This window comes from Paraburkholderia susongensis (assembly GCF_900177725.1).
Lineage (GTDB): Bacteria > Pseudomonadota > Gammaproteobacteria > Burkholderiales > Burkholderiaceae > Paraburkholderia > Paraburkholderia susongensis.
This window is the reverse complement of sequence record NZ_FXAT01000012.1, coordinates 187,358-202,546: the sequence shown is the minus strand read 5'-3', so window position 1 is coordinate 202,546 and position 15,189 is coordinate 187,358. Positions and strand designations below refer to the sequence as shown.

Genomic DNA, 15,189 nt, shown 5'->3' with positions numbered 1-15,189 from the left:
GCCGACTCGGTGCCGTACTACCAGAAGCTGTGGACCGCGCGTGAAGCCGAGGCGCAGAAGACGGTCACGAAGGGCGGCGCGACGATCGTCACGGCTTCGCAGATCGACCGTCCCGCTTTCGTGAAGGCGATGCAGCCGGTGTGGGCCAAGTACGAAAAGACCCCGGAAATGAAGCAGATCGTCGACGAGATCCAGGCGGTCAAGTAAGTCTCGCGTCCCGGACGTAACCAGTATCAGCAACGTTTGTGGCAGGAGCGGCGTAAATGCCTTGCGGGAGATCCCGCGAGCTTTACGCCGCGCCGTGTCGTGTCGTGTTGTGCGCGACGGTTGGGTCCGGAGACGGCTGCTGCATTTTCAAGACAGGTCGGTCGTAAGAAGGACGGGGTCAATGAATTTTCTGAAACGCCCAAATGATTTTCTGTTTCGCCTGCTGCTGGTCGTGGCGTCGCTGAGCCTCGCCTCACTGTGCGTGCTCGTGGTTTATAGCGTGGTGATGCGCTACGTCTTTGCCGACGCACCCGATTTCGTCGAGCCCATCGCCTTGCTGCTCGTCATCGCGATCGCGATGTTCGGCGCCGCGCTCAAGGTGCGCGAAGGCGGCCACATCGGACTCGACTCGTTCGTGAAGAAATTGCCGCAGAAGGGCCAGACCTTCGTGGCGGGAATTCAACATGTCTGCCTGATTGCTTTTGCGGTGGCGGTTTTTGTCGGCTGCCTGGAGATGGCGGAAACCACGATGCACGACCGGATTCCGATTCTCGGTTTGCCGGAAGGGCTGCGCTATTGCATCCCGATTGTCGCCAGCATCTGCATCGCGATGTTCTCGACCGAGCATCTGCTCGCGCTCTTCGCCAGAAAACAAAAGTAAAACAATCATGGAACTTGCCCTTCTCACCGTTAGTTTTCTAGTTTTCCTCTTTCTCGGCGTTCCCGTTTCATTCGCGCTGGGGTTGTCCTGCGTTCTCACGTATCTGTACGAAGGCCTGCCGACAGCCACCGCGATGCAAGCGATGATCTCGGGGATGAACGCGTTCTCGTTTCTCGCGGTTCCGTTCTTCATCTTCTCGGGCGAACTGATGCTCCACGGCGGCATCGCGGACCGTATCCTGCGTTTCGCGCAAGCTACCGTCGGTCATTTCCGCGGCGGCCTCGGCATGGCTAACGTGGTCGCGTGCACGCTGTTCGGCGGCGTGTCGGGCTCGCCGACCGCGGATACGTCCGCGATGGGCGGCGTGGTGATCCCGCTGATGAAGCGTGAAGGCTACAGCGCGGCGTACGCGGTCAACGTGACGACGCACTCGTCGCTCGCCGGCGCGCTGATGCCGACTTCGACGAACATGATCATCTACGCGTTCGCGGCGCAGGGCGTGAGCGGCACGCTGAACGGCGTGCAGATGAGCGGCGTGTCGATCGGCGATCTGCTGTTCTCGGGTCTGTTGCCGGTGCTGTGGGTGATGGGCCTCGTGCTGGTCGCCGCATACTGGCAGGCCGTCAAGTACGGCTATCCGCGCCGTCCGGACGGTTCGACCGAACTGCAGCGTTTCCCGGGCTGGATGGCGGTGCTGCGCACGTTCATCGGCGCGGTGCCGGGTCTGATGGTCATCGCGATCATTCTGTTCTGCGTGGCGCGCGGGATTGCCACCGCGACGGAAGCCGCCGCGATCGCCGTTGCGTATTCGCTGATCCTGACCATCGTCGTGTACCGCTCGATGACGCTGAAGAAGCTCGGTCACGCGCTCGGCAAGGCGGCAAAGACGACGGGCGTGGTGCTGCTGCTGATCGGCGTGTCGAACATGCTGCGCTTCCAGATGGCCTATCTGGAGATTCCGGATGCGATCGAGCGCATGCTCGACGGCGCAACGAGCCTGCCGTGGCTGATGCTGCTGTACATCAACGTGATCCAGGTTTTCCTCGGCACGTTCGTCGACATGGCGGCGCACATCCTGATCACGACGCCGCTGTTCCTGCCGATGGCAATGCATAACGGCGTGGGTCCGGTGCAGTTCGGCATCATGATCCTGTTGAACTGCGCGCTCGGTCTCGTGCATCCGCCGATCGGTTCGGTGCAATTCATTGGATGCGCGATCGGCAATGTGTCGATTGGGGAAACTACTAAGGTGGCGTGGCCGTATTACCTCGCTATCTTCTCGGCCATCAATATTGTCACCTATGTCCCGTGGTTCTCGACCTGGTTGCCAAGCATCATCAACGGCCACCCGGTGTTCTGATCCTCGTTGTTCGATCCGGTTTGTTTTCCACACTCAGCGGCGCTCGTTCAAGGCCGCATAAATATAGTTTTTAACAAAGGAGTAAAAATGAAAAAGGCACTCGTAACTTCTGCCTTGGGGTTGGTCGCCCTGGGCGCGCATGCGCAAAGCAGCGTGACGTTGTACGGTATTGTCGATACGGGGTTTGGCTATCAAAGCAGCTCGGCGTCGCTGGGTTCGAACTCGGGCGGCCGCTCGCAGGTCAAGATGAATAACGGCATCTGGGCTGGCAGCCGTTTCGGCCTGAAGGGCTCGGAAGATCTGGGCGGCGGCACGAAGACGATTTTCCAGTTGGAGCAGGGCTTCAACAGCGCGACCGGCGCGCAAGGCGTGTCGGGTCTGGCATTCAACCGCCAGGCATGGGTTGGTCTGACGAATTCCACGTTCGGTACGCTGACGGCCGGCCGTCAGTACACCTCGTACTACACGCTGCTCTCGCCGTACAGCCCGACCACGTGGCTGACCGGTGCATACGGCGCGCACCCGGGTGATATCGACTCGCTCGATACGCTGTACCGCGCGAACAACTCGCTGGTCTATACGTCGCCGAGCATGAGCGGCCTGACGGTCAGCGGTTCGTACTCGCTGGGCGGCACGCCGGGCAGCTTCAGCGCAGGTCAGACCTGGAGCGCGGCAGCACAGTACCTGAACGGCCCGATCGGTATCGCAGCCGGTATCCAGCGCATCGACAACGGCAACTCGAACGGCGGCGCCTGGGGTGCGAACTCCACGGCGTCGAACAACGGCGCGCAGCCGGGCGTGTCGGGCATCAACAACGGCTTCCAGACGGCAGCCAAGCAGCAGCGTATTGCTGTGACGGGCGGCTACGCGTTCAACTCGCAGTGGGACATGTCGTTCGCGTACTCGAACGTGCAATACGCGGCGGGCACGGGTTCGCTGTTCCACGACACCCAGATCTGGAACACGGTCGGCGCAGTGCTGCACTGGAAGCCGATCACGGTGCTGGACGTGGCCGCTGGCTATAGCTACACCCGCGCGACGCAGTCGAACGGCATCACGAGCGGGGCGACCTACAACCAGTTCAACCTGTCGCAGTACTACACGCTGTCCAAGCGTACCGGCCTGTATGCGCTGGAAGCGTATCAGCGCGCGAGCGGCCAGACGCTGGGCACGAACGGCAAGTCGATCATCAACGCAACGGCAGACATCGGCGACGGCCAGAACGGCGCACCGTCGTCGTCGCGTAGCATGGTTGCTGTCGGCGTCGGCATCATTCACAAGTTCTAAATAGTTACTGAAAACGTGGCGGCGCGTTGTTTTGCCGCCACAGCAACACGATTTTTTCGGGTTGCTGATGACACAAGCTGCGCACTTTTCGTGCGCAGCTTTTTTTTGCGCGCGCGATTTTCGAGCGTCGCGAGCGCGGGTTTCGCCAGTGCTATTAGCCGTCGTAGCGACGCGGTATCAGCGCAATCTCGCAGACATCGCGTCATGCGAACTCATTCAGGCCGCTCAGGCTTCCGACCACAAACGACCACCCGTGGCCCAGTTTTCGCGCTTCACGTCGGTCAGGATAATGTCGACGGAATTCGGTTCGACGCCGAGCGACTCGCAGGTTGCTTTGGTGATCGCTTCGACGAACTGGCGTTTCTGTTCCAGCGTGCGGCCTTCGAAGAGTTCGATATGAAACGTGGGCATAGGATGACTCCGTGAGGTTGACGGTTGAGGGTTCAGAGGTGAGGCAGAGCCCGGCGGCTGGTGGTGCGGACTAACTCGTCAGTTAATGCGCGTTGCCAATGCGTGGGCTCAGTCGTGCTTGGTTGCGCTCAGTTACGGTAAGCGCGATCGAGCCGGTCGAGCTTGCGCAGCAGCGCGGGCCATTCGAGGGCGCCTTCGATCGCGCCGCCGTCGTAGAGCTGCTCCGCGGTGCGCGTGGCGATCGCATCGTTCGGCACCACGAGCGGCGCGCCGCATGTTTGTGCCTGCAACTGGATTTCGCAGGCTTTGATGAGCGTCGCCATCAGCACATAGGCTTCGGCGACCGTACGGCCGAGCGTCAGCGTGCCGTGATTGCGCAGCAGCATCGCCGGTTTGTCGGCGAGATGCGCGACGAGACGCCCGCCTTCGGCAGGCGTGAACGCGAGACCTTCGTAGTCGTGATAGGCGAGCTGGCCATAAAAGCGCAGCGCGTGTTGCGACGCGGGCAGCAAGCCGGCCGGTTGCGCGGATACCGCCACGCCCGCCGTGTTATGCAGATGCATTACGCAGAAGGCGTCGGCGCGTGCCGCGTGCACGGCGGCGTGCAGTGCGAAGCCGGTCGCATTCACCGGATGCTCGCTCGCGCCGACGATATTGCCCGCAATGTCGATCTTCACGAGATTCGACGCGCACACTTCATCGAACGCGAGGCCGAACGGATTGATCAGGAAGTGGCCTGGCTCGCCGGGCACACTAGCGGAAATATGCGTGTAGATCAGATCGTCCCAGCCGTTGAGCGCGGCGAGCCGATAGGCGGCGGCCAGATCGATGCGGGTCTGCTGTTCCGCTTCCGAGAGCGGGCCGGACTCGGCGATGCGGCCGGCGGGTGAGTGGGTGAACGACATGTCTATCTCCTGTCGATCGGGGTTAGCGATTTGGCGTGTCGATCCGGAGTTGGCGCTTCAGCGCCTACTCCGGTTCCATGCGGTTTACCGCGGTCGATCCGGAGTTGGCGCTTCAGCGCCTACTCCGGTCCCATGCTTCAGCACTTGCTCCGGTCTCATGCAAGATGTTTGCAGAAGTGGCGAGGCCGCGGCATGCGCAAACAGGCTTGCGATGCTACCGCACAATCTCAGTTGCTGGTGATGCGGCGCGCGGCTGCCGCATGCGTTGCCGATCCGCGCGCAATGCGGCGCTTGAGCCACTGGACGCTCCATGTCGCAAGCACGAATGGCGCGGTCATCGCCGGCCAGCCGAAGTGCACGGCGCCCGCTTGCAGCAGCACCGAAATCGCGACGCCGCCGAGCATCGGCGCGAAGCCAGCGTCGGCCAGCGCGACTGCGGTGAGGACACCGTTGAAACCTGACAGGCCAGCGTCGAATGAACCAGGGCTTGCGCCGAGCAGCAGATGCGCGGCGCTTGCGAATCCCGCACCGGTCAGCGCATACAGCGCATGTTTGCGCGAAGCGGCGGCGATTCCGAGCAGCACGAGCGAACCCGCCAACGCTCCCGACGCAAAACCGGTTTGCGCGAAACCGGCGAGCACGCCCTTGCCGAAATGCACCGCATCGGGCGCATGAAAGGCCAGCGGCCCCGCCTGCCGTGAGCCATCTGCGATAAAGGGCAGCCACAGCCACGTGACGATCAGGCACGGGCTCGAAAAACAGCCGAGCCCGCGCTCGCGCAGCCAGCGCGACCACGGTTGCAGAAGCCACGCGGTGCCGGTCGAGGCAAGGATCGCCACCGCTGCGGCGGTCGACGGATCGGCGATGAAACTGAAGGCCGCAAGGCCCGCGAGCGCGCCGTTGAAGCCGTGCAGGCCCGCGCGCGTTTCGTCCTCGGAAGATCCGGCGAGGATCGCGCTCACGTTGGCCGCGATTGCGCCTATCAATGCCGCGCAGGCGAGACGAGGTCCGCTCAGCAGCCACGCGGCGATCAGGCATGCGCCGGTGAAGGCGTTCTCTTGCAGCACGATCTGGCCGAGGCTGCGCAGCAGCGTGCGCAGCGGGGCGTTGAGCGAAGAGGATTGCGCGGCGGCGTGCATCGGGGGGGCGCGTTGTGCTGGATCACGGCAAACCGCAAGCATAGTCCAGCGACGCGGCGTGAAGCATCGTCGCGCGTTGATAGTGGATATTTGGGCTCGGTGCCTGGTGCCCGGTGCCCAGCGCGAGGAGGCATAGACACACCGCCCGCGCCCGCGCTTTCGCGCTACGATAAGCAACCGGCGCGCGCCGCGCCGTTTCGCGAGGAGACAGGCGATGCGTGAATTACGGTGGGCCTCGGAAGAGGGCGACGGCATCGAACATCTGACGTTCGATGCACGCGACGACGGTTTCGCGGCCGAGAGCGTCGTGGTCGGGCAGCGCTACGGCAAAGCGTACGGGCTGCACTACGTGGTGCGTTGCGATGCGCAATGGCGCACGCGCTATGCGTGGCTGAAGATCGTCGGCGGCGGCGAGCTGGAGTTGCATGGCGACGGCGATGGCCGCTGGCACGACGGCCACGGTCTTACGCTGAGCGCGCTCGAAGGCTGCATCGATATCGATATCGCCGCGACGCCGTATACCAACACGTTGCCGATTCGCCGGCTGCGACTGGCCGAAGGTGAGCGCCAGCCGATCGAGGTCGCGTATATCTCGACGCCGGACTTGCAGGTCACGCGCGCCGGGCAAGCCTACACGTGCATCGCGTTGGATCGGGAGTACCGTTACGAGGGCATTTTCCGCAATTTCACGGCGGACATGCAGGTGGATAGCGACGGCCTCGTGATCGACTATCCGACCTTGTTCAGGCGCTTGCCGCGTTGAGTGTCGCGGCCGCTGTCACTGTGGCCGCGGTGCGTTGACCCGTTGCCTCCGTGTGCCGCGCGTCGACGAAACGCGCGATGTTCGCCGCGATCAGTTCGGGGTCGCGCAGCACGACCCAATGGCCCGCATCGATTTCCGTGCGTTCGTACGCGCCGAGCCAGCATTCGAGTCCAAGTGACAGCGCAGGCCCCACGTAGCGATCGCGCAGCGGCACGATGAACTGCACCGGCGCGTGCGCGGGACGTGCGCGCGGCCGCAACAACCTGTCGACGAAATTCGCGCGATAGAGATTGAGCCCGTTGATCGCGTTGCGCTTCTGGGCGGGATCGCGCGCCGTGCGCACGCGCTCGGTCGCGCGCAGCCACAGCGGCCATGCGCGGGCGCCGCCCGCGTGCCACACGAGTTCGGGCAGCCACGGCAGATGAAAGAAGACGATGTACCAGGACTTCAGCGTTTGCCGCACGCCGCTGCCGAATGGGCGCCGCGTTTTCCGCTCCGGCGCGCGGCCCGCGCCGCCGCGCAAATCGAGTGATGCGTGATCGAGGCACGGCCCGGAAATCGACGTGAATGACGCGATGCGGCCGTTGAGCGCCGGATCGGTGACGGCTTGCCAGCCTTGAATCGAGCCCCAGTCGTGGCCGACGAGGTGAAACGGTTGTGCGCCGCAGGTCGCATCGGCGACCGCGGCGAGATCGGCGGCAAGACGTTCGAGCCGGTACGCGGCGCGCGTGGGCGGTGCGCCGGACGCGCCCGCGCCGCGCACGTCGTAGGCAATCACGCGGTAGCGCGCATCCAGTTGCGCGCGCACTGCTTCCCACACCGCGGCCGAGTCGGGGTAGCCATGCACGAGCACGATCGGCGTGGCGTCGCGTGGTCCGCTCACGTAGACCGCGAGGCGGACATCGCCGGCATCGACCGACAGCGTTTCGCGCATCACCCGGCCGCCCGCGCGCCGCGGCGCATTGTGTTGCGCGTAACGGGCAGGTCTGCGTTGGCCGCTTCGACGGCGGCGACGAGCCCGTCGATCCGCGCAAGTTGTGCGCGATTGTCGTGATCCCACGGATGGAAGCCGGGCCGGAAGAAGCTGAGCCATTCGCCGGCGATGCGCGCAAACACGCCATGACGCGGACCGTACAGATACTTCACGAGACGCCACAGGCCGCGCACATGACCGCCACGTTTGCGATCGGCGACGATGAGCCGCACGTTGTAGTCGAACACGATGAGCCAGAACGTCAGCGTGGTGGTGAGCATCGTGCCGGTGCGCAGCAGGTAGCGGCCGAGTCCCGGTTCGAGCACCGTATTCCAGACATCGTACGAAACAGACTTGTGCTCGGTTTCCTCGAGCGCATGCCAGGTCCACATCTGCGTATAGCCTTCGACCGAACCGGCGATGCGTGTCGAGTCCTCGAGCAGCAGACCGGCCAGCATCGCCGTGTAGTGTTCGAGGCAAACCGTGATTGCAAGCTGGTAGGAGTGCGGCAGGAATTTGCGAAAGAGGTTCAGGATCCACCACAGCCGTTTATCGAGCTTGTGCGCGGGCAGTCCCGCCTGTTGCAGCAGATCGTTGTATTCGATGTGCTCGCGCGTATGCATCGCTTCCTGGCCGATGAAGCCGAGCACCTGCTTCTTCAACACGGGGTCGTCGATCCGGTCGCGATAGTTGCGCACGGAATCCATGAAGAAGCGCTCGCCGGCCGGAAAGAGCAGGGAGAGTGCGTTGAAGAAGTGCGTCACATGTGAGCCTTGCGCGTGCCAGTCGCACGCGCGTTCGGGTGGCAGGTTGAAACGGAGGTCGCGGCGAACGGGCATCATGACCTTTCTCCCTATGATCTTCCGGCACGATGAAGTGCCGGCTGTTGCGGATTGAGCGCGGCGCTCCGGATGCTGCGTTGTGCGAACATCACGCGCGCTTGCCGTCGATCTGCGCGGCACGGCGCGCACGCTTTTCGGCGACGCGCTTGAGGCGGCGCGTCTGTATCACGACGAGCGCCTGATACGCAGCGGGCAGGGTGCGCGCGAGCCAGTCGGCCGCGCGCGCATCGCGTCCGATCAGCACGCGCCGCCTGTTTCTGCGCACGCCGTCGAGAATCGCGCGCGCGGCGTCATCGGCGCTGGTGATGAAGAACTTCTCGAAGTCGTCCTTGCCTTGCTGTTCGCTCTCGACCATGAAGCCGACCATGTTCGGTGCGATCCGGCTCGCTTGCGCGATGTTGGTGCGGATGCCGCCCGGATACACGCAAGTCGCCGATACGCCGCATTTCATGAGGTCGAGTTCCTGGCGCAACGACTCGGTGAAGCCGCGCACCGCGAACTTGGTCGCGTTGTAGCCGCTCATGCCGGGTTGCGAGAAAAGGCCGAATACACTCGACGTATTGACGATATGCCCCGCGCCCGACGCCTTCAGATACGGCAGAAACGCCTTCGTGCCATGCACGACACCCCAGAAGTTGATGTCGACGATCCACTCGAGATCGGCGTACTCCATGCCCTCGATCGTGCTCGACAGCGCGACGCCCGCGTTGTTGAACACGAGGTTGACGCGCTGGTGCTCCAGCGCCGTTTCGGCGGCCCAGTCGAACATCGCGGCGCGATCGGCGACGTCGAGCATGCGCGTCGTGATGCGCAGCGGCGCGCCGACCACGCGTGGCGCGGCGGCCTGCGCAAGCTGCGCGGTTTCGGCGAGGCTTGCCGGATTGCAGTCGGCGAGCGCGAGGTGACAGCCTTCGCGCGCGAGCTGGATCGCGAGCGAGCGGCCCATGCCTGAGCCCGCGCCGGTGATCGCGGCCACCCGGTCGGTGAAGTTTTTCATTGGCTTGACTCCGGTCCCATGCAAGATGGTTGCTGTCCTCTCTGATTGATGCGCTGTCGTTGTTATGTCTGTTCAGTTCGCTTGCGCCGACGTCACCGCGGCGTTGCCGCATGCATGCGCGGGTTGTGCGGTTTGTGCGGCGGTTCCGGCGGGATGATTCACCTGTAGGCCCGCCTGCGGTGCGGGCGAAAACGCGAAGTAGTCGTTCATGCGAAAGCTGCGCGTGGCCTGGCGGAACTTGTACGCGAAGCCCGGCCACAGCGTGGTGTTCTTGCCGGTCCTCGGATCGAGATACCAGCTCTTGCAGCCACCCGTCGACCAGATCGCGTGATTGAGCTTCTGCTGGATGCGGTCGTTGTAATCGCGCTCGACCTGCGGGCGCACCTCGATCGCGGCGGCCTGTTCAGCCTTCATCGTCTGCAGCGCCTGCAGGATGTATTCGACTTGCGACTCGATCATGAACACCATCGAGTTGTGGCCGAGGCCGGTGTTCGGTCCGACGATCATGAAAAAGTTCGGATAACCAGGCAAGGCCGTGCCCAGGTACGCATGCGCGCCGTCGCGCCACGTATCGACGATATCGACGCCGCCGCGTCCGCGCACGACGCCCGGCGCAAAAGGATCGGCTACCTGGAAACCGGTGCCGAAGATCAGGCAGTCGGCCGGATGGCGCACGCCGTCGGTAGTCACGACCGCATCTTCCTCGATGCGCGCGATGCCGGTGGTTTTCACCGACACATTGGCGCGCGACACGGCGGGGAAGTAGTCGTTCGAGATCAGGATGCGCTTGCAACCCATCGTGTAGTCCGGCGTGAGCGTGGCGCGCAATTGCGGATCGGGCACCTGGCGGCGCAGATGACGCTCTGCGATCTTTTGCGCGGTCTTCATCAGCGACGGATGAACCGCAAAGCCGACCGCACGCGATTCGAGCATGCAGTAAAGCGCCGAACGCATGAGCTTCTGCGTGAACGGCAGGCGTTTGAACAACCACTGCTCGAGCGGTTTCACCGGACGGTCGGCCTTCGGCATGATCCACGGCGGCGTGCGCTGGAACAGATCGAGATGCGCGACGCGCGGCTGGATTTGCGGCACGAACTGGATCGCGCTCGCACCGGTGCCGATCACGGCGACGCGTTTGCCTTCGAGCGCATAGCTGTGGTCCCAGTGCTGCGAATGAAACGCCTTGCCCTTGAACGTTTCGATGCCGGGAATATCCGGCAGCGCTGCGCGCGACAGACCACCCATGCCCGAGATCAGCACGCGCGCCGACCATTGCTGGCCGTTTGCAAAAGTCAGTTGCCAGCGGTGGCGCGTTTCGTCATAGGCCGCGTTTGCGAGTTCATGGCCGAAGCGCAGATGGCGCTCGATGCCGAAGCGGCGCGTGCATTCTTCGAGGTAAGCGCGAATTTCCGGCTGGCGCGCGAACATGCGGCTCCAGCGCGGATTCGGCGCGAACGAGAACGAATAGACGTGCGATTGGACATCGCACGCACAGCCGGGGTAGTGATTGTCGCGCCAGGTGCCGCCCACCGAATCGGCCTTCTCGGCGATCACGAAATCGGTGATGCCGGTCTCGCGCAGCCGGATTGCCATGCCGAGGCCCGCAAAGCCGGAGCCGATGATCGCGATATCAGTTTCAAAAGGCGCGGTATCGAAAGGCGCCGTATCGGACGGCGGGCACGGCTCGGGCGGCGCGGTGTCGCGGGACATCATGCGGACGTTCATCCAATCCGTCTCCTTGCTTACGCTCTTAACTGTTACATTGAACAATGTAACAATAAAGGCTGAAAACGGAGGATGCAAGGAACGGGTTAGGCTCCGGGCTCTAGGACGAGCGTTCGCGGCGTGTCTGATGGAACACGTTCATGCGGCGTTCGAGCTTGGGGCGACTGCCGCGCGGACGCCGCGGCTTACTTCTTCCCTTTCCCTTTTTTCGGCGCTGCGCGTTTCGCCACCTCGCCTTGCGCAGGGTGACCGAGCTTCTTTTCCATGATCGCCGCGACGCGGCCGCCGAGATAATCGCCCGAGGCTTCTTCGAGCGCGCGGTTCATTTCGCTTTCGACAAGCACGCTCGCGAGCGGGCGCAAGCGCCAGATCGCATCGACGAGCGCTGGCACGTCGGCGGGCGGCGGCAGCGCATCGGCTTCGTAACGGTCGAGCTGACGCACGACCAGATCGACGAGCGCCTTCGCGACCGCGTTGAAGTGTGGCCGCGCGATGCTCACCGCGTCGAGCAGGTCGGCGAGCGGAATGCCTTCCTTCGCCATCGTTGCTCCCGCGGCGAGCGCGGTGGGATTGCCCGACACGAACGACAGGCCGTTGCGCTCGAGCAGCCCGAGCTCGACTGCTTTAGCGAGCGCGCCCGGCGAAGCCTTGTCGCCGAACATCTGCATCAGTTCGACGAGCGAGTATTTTCTCGGCCGCTCGCGCGACCAGCGTCCGCCGATCGCGGTTTCGAGCCCGAGGATCGAGCGCAGGTCGTGGCCTTCGTCGACGGCCTTGATGAGGTCCTGGATGTTCGCGAGCGTGTAGCCGCGCGTGAGCAGATGGTTGATGAGTTTCAGACGCGACACGTGCGTGTCGTCATACACGCCGACGCGGCCGCGCCTTTCCGGCGGCGCGAGCAGACCACGGTCCTGATAGGCGCGCACGTTGCGCACGGTGGTGTCGCTCACGCGCGCGAGTTCGTCGACGGTGTATTCGTTGCGCGGCGCCGCGCTTGCCGGATGGCTGGAATCAGCGGGCGCGGGCGGGGAGGAAGGCGGCAGGTTCGGCATGCGCGGATTTTAACGCGGCGGCGGCGCCCGCCACCAGCGCGCGGGCTTGCGCGGCGTGGCACGCCCTGATCGCGCTCGCTCTGGTTGCACGCGTCAATCGTTCGTTGTGTCGTCGGGCGGGGTTGAAGCACCGCGGCCGAGCGTGCGCTGCATCAGCGTGGTGTCGAGCCAGCGGCCGTGCTTGTAGCCGACCGCCTTCAATGTGCCGGTCAGCTCGAAGCCCAGTTGCTTGTGCAACGACAGTGAGCCGCCGCTGCCTCCGTCGGCGATCACGGCGACCATCTGGCGCCACGGCCCGCTTTCGCAGCGTTCGATCAGCGCCTGCAGCAGCACGCGTCCGAGGCCGCGTCCGCGATACGCGTCGCTCACGTAGATCGAATCTTCGATCGTGTTGCGATAGGCGGCGCGCGGGCGATACGGCGTTGCGTAGCAATAGCCGGCGACCTCGCCGTCGATCTCCGCGACCATGTACGGCAGACCTTGACCGCGCACCGAGGCGAGCCGCGTGCGCAGATCGTCGACCGAAGGTGGAGTCTCCTCGAACGATGCGACGCCGGTCAGCACGTGGTGCGCGTAGATCGCCTGGATCGACGGAAGATCGGCTTCGGTGGCGTTGCGGATCAGCGGGGTGCTGTGCGGGGCGTGCTGCGCAGGCGTGGGCGGGGACGTGGGGCGGCTCGGGCTCATGTGGGTTCCTGGTGTGTTCCTCGTGTGTTCACGCTATGGCGACAGACGTGGCGGGTTCGGCGATGTTTTTTACTATGCCTGCCGCGCGTGCGGATTTGAAGCGGGTCAAAAATCCGCGTGTGTGCGTGAACCTGCGTGCGCGTGGCTTCGCGTATGCCTTGGCGCGCGTTCACGGCGCGGCAACGCCGCTTCGCTGTCGAGTCAAAGATCGAACTGGTCGAATTCGCTCTGCAATTCGCGATTGCGCGCGACGCGCTCGTCGATAGCCGGCCCGAGCCGCTCCACGACGGCCGAGATCAGCAGATTGAACAGGCACGTGAGCGGCGCGAGCGAATCCCAGAATTGGCCGACGTCGGTCTTTACCTGCAGCAGATCGCCGTCGAAATCGCGTGCCCACGGGCAGTAGATATCGGTGACGAGCGCGAAGGGCAGGCCGCGGCGCGACGCGGCTTCGCAATAGCGGCGCGCGATGGCGGAGTACGCGCGCGTGTCGGTGACGATCAGATACGGCGCCTTGAATTCCGAGTTCAGCGAATCGACGTAGGAGCCCGACATGCCGTCCGAATAGAACACGCGCGGGCGAATGTATTCGAGGTAACTGTAGAACGCGTTGCTGATGCCGCGCGTCGACTGGATGCCGAGGATGTAGATGGCCTCGGCATTCGCGATGCGTTCGGCGACGCGCGCGAACACCGGCGAGCGCGCGAGTTCGTACACATGCTGGATCGCGCCGATTTCGAGTTCGAGCGACTGCGCGAGCGCGGCGTTGCGAGCCGGCGAAGCGCCGCCATCCGTTGCAGCCGGATCGCCGCTTTGCGCCGCCTCGCCCGCGCCACGGCGAAACGCGTCGAGCCGGTCGGTGATGAGCCATGGGCGCTGCTGCGTGCCGCGCAACTCGCGCTTGAGGTCGTCGAGATTGCGGTAGCCGATGCTGCGCAGAAAGCGGCCGACGGAAATGCCGCTCGTGCCGGCCTGCTGTGCGATCTGGTCCGCGGTTTCGAGGCCGAGCCGGTCGAGGTTCGCGAGCATGTAGCTCGCGACGCGTTTCGAGGTTGGCGTGAGTTCGGCAAAACGGGCTTCGACGGTTTGGGCAAAAGCGGTCGGCATCGTCAATCGTGGCGCGGGGCGGTGGCGCTCGGAGGTGGTTAAGTCATCGCTGGAATGATGACATATCGACCCGCGCGCTGTGCGATTCGATCCCGAAAAAGCCAGTGGACTTGACCCGCCCGCGCGCCGGGCAGCGCGTCAGACGGCCGGCCGCGCCGGCGCCGCGCGCGAGAAGCGCCGTGCGAAGGCCACACACGCGACCACGATGACGGTGACGACAATCATCGAGGGCGGCACCTCTTCATGAAGCAGCAGTCCGGCGAGCAGCAGCCCGAAGAACGGCTGCAGCAATTGCAGTTGCCCGACCGCCGCGATGCCGCCGAGCGCGAGCCCGCGATACCAGAACACGAAGCCGATCAGCATGCTGAAGAGAGACACGTAGGCGAGGCCCCATAGCGCCGCCGCGCCGATGCCGTTGAACGAGGCGGGCCGCGTCCACCACGCGAGCGGCAGCATCAGCGGCAGCGACAGCACGAGCGCCCATGAAATCACCTGCCAGCCGCCGAGATGGCGCGACAGGCGCGCGCCTTCCGCATAACCGAGTCCGCAGACGACGATCGCGGCGAGCATCAGCGCGTCGCCGAGCGGCGCGGCGTCGACGCCGTGGCGCAACGCGAACGCGACCACCGCGCCGCTGCCGAGCGCCGAAAACAGCCAGAACGCCGGCTGTGGACGTTCGCCGCCGCGCAGCACGCCGAAGATCGCGGTGGCAAGCGGCAGAAGGCCGATGAACACGATCGCATGCGCCGCGCTCACGTGGCGCAGCGCGAGCGCCGTGAGAAGCGGAAAGCCGACCACGACACCGAGCGCGACCACCACGAGCGGCAGCAGATCGCGCCGCGCGGGCCGCGTCTCGCGAAACACGAGCAACAGCAGCAGACCGAGGATGCCTGCGATCGTCGCGCGCGCCACGGTCAAAAACACCGGGTCGAGTCCCTGCACGGCAAGACGCGTAGCCGGCAGCGAACCGCTGAAAATCAGCACGCCCACGAGACCGCTGAGCCAGCCGTTGGTTGTCTTATCCATTGGAAGAATCCATGCCTGTCGAAGAGGCCCATGATGCGCCTCGTCGA

General features: G+C 64.4%; 15 protein-coding genes and 1 pseudogene. 5 read left to right on the top strand and 11 right to left on the bottom strand.

Translation table 11 applies throughout. The annotated features are described in order from the left end of the window. From B9Z01_RS27855 to B9Z01_RS27840, 4 genes and pseudogenes are all read left to right on the top strand, one after another. A pseudogene (locus B9Z01_RS27855) lies at positions 1-207 on the top strand (TRAP transporter substrate-binding protein); the annotation flags it as partial. 181 nt (positions 208-388) lie between these two features. Then, a complete protein-coding gene (locus tag B9Z01_RS27850) occupies positions 389-868 on the top strand; it encodes a TRAP transporter small permease (RefSeq protein ID WP_085488773.1) in 480 nt (159 codons plus the stop codon). Positions 869-875: 7 nt separating this feature from the next. Continuing rightward, positions 876-2,228, top strand: a complete 1,353-nt coding sequence (locus B9Z01_RS27845) for a TRAP transporter large permease (protein WP_085488772.1) — start codon at positions 876-878, stop codon at positions 2,226-2,228. Between the two features lie 87 nt (positions 2,229-2,315). Beyond that, positions 2,316-3,515, top strand: a complete 1,200-nt coding sequence (locus B9Z01_RS27840; RefSeq protein WP_085488771.1) for a porin — start codon at positions 2,316-2,318, stop codon at positions 3,513-3,515. A gap of 225 nt (positions 3,516-3,740) precedes the next feature. Here the strand turns inward: B9Z01_RS27840 and B9Z01_RS27835 are convergent, their stop codons facing one another. The 3 genes from B9Z01_RS27835 to B9Z01_RS27825 all read right to left on the bottom strand — a co-directional run bounded on the left by B9Z01_RS27835 (position 3,741) and on the right by B9Z01_RS27825 (position 5,970). Continuing rightward, positions 3,741-3,962: a 4-oxalocrotonate tautomerase gene (locus B9Z01_RS27835; RefSeq protein WP_275937528.1), complete on the bottom strand. Its 222-nt coding sequence runs from the start codon at positions 3,960-3,962 to the stop codon at positions 3,741-3,743. Positions 3,963-4,054: 92 nt separating this feature from the next. Next, on the bottom strand, positions 4,055-4,831 hold the full coding sequence (locus tag B9Z01_RS27830) for a class II aldolase/adducin family protein (protein WP_085488770.1): 777 nt from the start codon (positions 4,829-4,831) through the stop codon (positions 4,055-4,057). A gap of 227 nt (positions 4,832-5,058) precedes the next feature. Continuing rightward, positions 5,059-5,970 (bottom strand): urea transporter, encoded by a 912-nt coding sequence (locus B9Z01_RS27825; protein ID WP_085488769.1) that lies wholly within the window; start codon positions 5,968-5,970, stop codon positions 5,059-5,061. A 214-nt stretch (positions 5,971-6,184) separates the two neighbouring features. On the opposite strand from B9Z01_RS27825, the gene B9Z01_RS27820 reads away from it, so the two are divergent. Then, entirely contained in the window at positions 6,185-6,733 is a 549-nt protein-coding gene (locus tag B9Z01_RS27820) for a putative glycolipid-binding domain-containing protein (RefSeq protein WP_085488768.1), read from the top strand. On the opposite strand, the gene B9Z01_RS27815 is transcribed toward B9Z01_RS27820, so the two are convergent. From B9Z01_RS27815 to B9Z01_RS27780, 8 genes are all read right to left on the bottom strand, one after another. After that, complete coding sequence (locus B9Z01_RS27815) at positions 6,714-7,670, bottom strand: alpha/beta fold hydrolase (protein WP_420814729.1); 957 nt, start codon at positions 7,668-7,670, stop codon at positions 6,714-6,716. The two genes, B9Z01_RS27820 and B9Z01_RS27815, sit on opposite strands and share 20 nt — an antisense overlap. Then, complete coding sequence (locus B9Z01_RS27810) at positions 7,667-8,548, bottom strand: metal-dependent hydrolase (protein WP_085488766.1); 882 nt, start codon at positions 8,546-8,548, stop codon at positions 7,667-7,669. The genes B9Z01_RS27815 and B9Z01_RS27810 overlap by 4 nt, the downstream gene beginning before the upstream one ends. Positions 8,549-8,636: 88 nt before the next feature. Next, complete coding sequence (locus B9Z01_RS27805) at positions 8,637-9,545, bottom strand: SDR family NAD(P)-dependent oxidoreductase (protein ID WP_085488765.1); 909 nt, start codon at positions 9,543-9,545, stop codon at positions 8,637-8,639. 72 nt (positions 9,546-9,617) lie between these two features. Next, the gene (locus B9Z01_RS27800) at positions 9,618-11,270 is read right to left on the bottom strand and encodes a flavin-containing monooxygenase (protein ID WP_143809083.1); all 1,653 of its coding nucleotides are present in this window, start codon (positions 11,268-11,270) and stop codon (positions 9,618-9,620) included. Between the two features lie 185 nt (positions 11,271-11,455). Next, positions 11,456-12,322, bottom strand: coding sequence for a MerR family transcriptional regulator (locus B9Z01_RS27795; RefSeq protein WP_085488764.1), 867 nt, complete (start codon positions 12,320-12,322; stop codon positions 11,456-11,458). A 93-nt stretch (positions 12,323-12,415) separates the two neighbouring features. Continuing rightward, positions 12,416-13,009, bottom strand: coding sequence for a GNAT family N-acetyltransferase (locus B9Z01_RS27790; RefSeq protein ID WP_085488763.1), 594 nt, complete (start codon positions 13,007-13,009; stop codon positions 12,416-12,418). Between the two features lie 201 nt (positions 13,010-13,210). Then, positions 13,211-14,116: a sap1 transcriptional regulator SapR gene (sapR, locus tag B9Z01_RS27785; RefSeq protein WP_085488762.1), complete on the bottom strand. Its 906-nt coding sequence runs from the start codon at positions 14,114-14,116 to the stop codon at positions 13,211-13,213. Positions 14,117-14,254: 138 nt separating this feature from the next. Further along, positions 14,255-15,142 carry a DMT family transporter gene (locus B9Z01_RS27780; RefSeq protein WP_085488761.1) on the bottom strand — a complete coding sequence of 296 codons (888 nt, stop codon included), beginning with the start codon at positions 15,140-15,142 and terminating at the stop codon, positions 14,255-14,257. Between the last annotated feature and the right edge of the window lie 47 nt (positions 15,143-15,189).

What these genes read in the sequence shown, in the direction of transcription:
- B9Z01_RS27850 (WP_085488773.1), top strand. Translation starts at nt 389, where the DNA reads ATGAATTTTCTGAAACGCCCAAATGATTTTCTGTTTCGCCTGCTGCTG.
- B9Z01_RS27845 (WP_085488772.1), top strand. Translation starts at nt 876, where the DNA reads ATGGAACTTGCCCTTCTCACCGTTAGTTTTCTAGTTTTCCTCTTTCTC.
- B9Z01_RS27840 (WP_085488771.1), top strand. Translation starts at nt 2,316, where the DNA reads ATGAAAAAGGCACTCGTAACTTCTGCCTTGGGGTTGGTCGCCCTGGGC.
- B9Z01_RS27830 (WP_085488770.1), bottom strand. Translation starts at nt 4,831, where the DNA reads ATGTCGTTCACCCACTCACCCGCCGGCCGCATCGCCGAGTCCGGCCCG.
- B9Z01_RS27825 (WP_085488769.1), bottom strand. Translation starts at nt 5,970, where the DNA reads ATGCACGCCGCCGCGCAATCCTCTTCGCTCAACGCCCCGCTGCGCACG.
- B9Z01_RS27820 (WP_085488768.1), top strand. Translation starts at nt 6,185, where the DNA reads ATGCGTGAATTACGGTGGGCCTCGGAAGAGGGCGACGGCATCGAACAT.
- B9Z01_RS27810 (WP_085488766.1), bottom strand. Translation starts at nt 8,548, where the DNA reads ATGATGCCCGTTCGCCGCGACCTCCGTTTCAACCTGCCACCCGAACGC.
- B9Z01_RS27805 (WP_085488765.1), bottom strand. Translation starts at nt 9,545, where the DNA reads ATGAAAAACTTCACCGACCGGGTGGCCGCGATCACCGGCGCGGGCTCA.
- B9Z01_RS27800 (WP_143809083.1), bottom strand. Translation starts at nt 11,270, where the DNA reads ATGAACGTCCGCATGATGTCCCGCGACACCGCGCCGCCCGAGCCGTGC.
- B9Z01_RS27795 (WP_085488764.1), bottom strand. Translation starts at nt 12,322, where the DNA reads ATGCCGAACCTGCCGCCTTCCTCCCCGCCCGCGCCCGCTGATTCCAGC.
- B9Z01_RS27790 (WP_085488763.1), bottom strand. Translation starts at nt 13,009, where the DNA reads ATGAGCCCGAGCCGCCCCACGTCCCCGCCCACGCCTGCGCAGCACGCC.
- sapR (WP_085488762.1), bottom strand. Translation starts at nt 14,116, where the DNA reads ATGCCGACCGCTTTTGCCCAAACCGTCGAAGCCCGTTTTGCCGAACTC.
- B9Z01_RS27780 (WP_085488761.1), bottom strand. Translation starts at nt 15,142, where the DNA reads ATGGATAAGACAACCAACGGCTGGCTCAGCGGTCTCGTGGGCGTGCTG.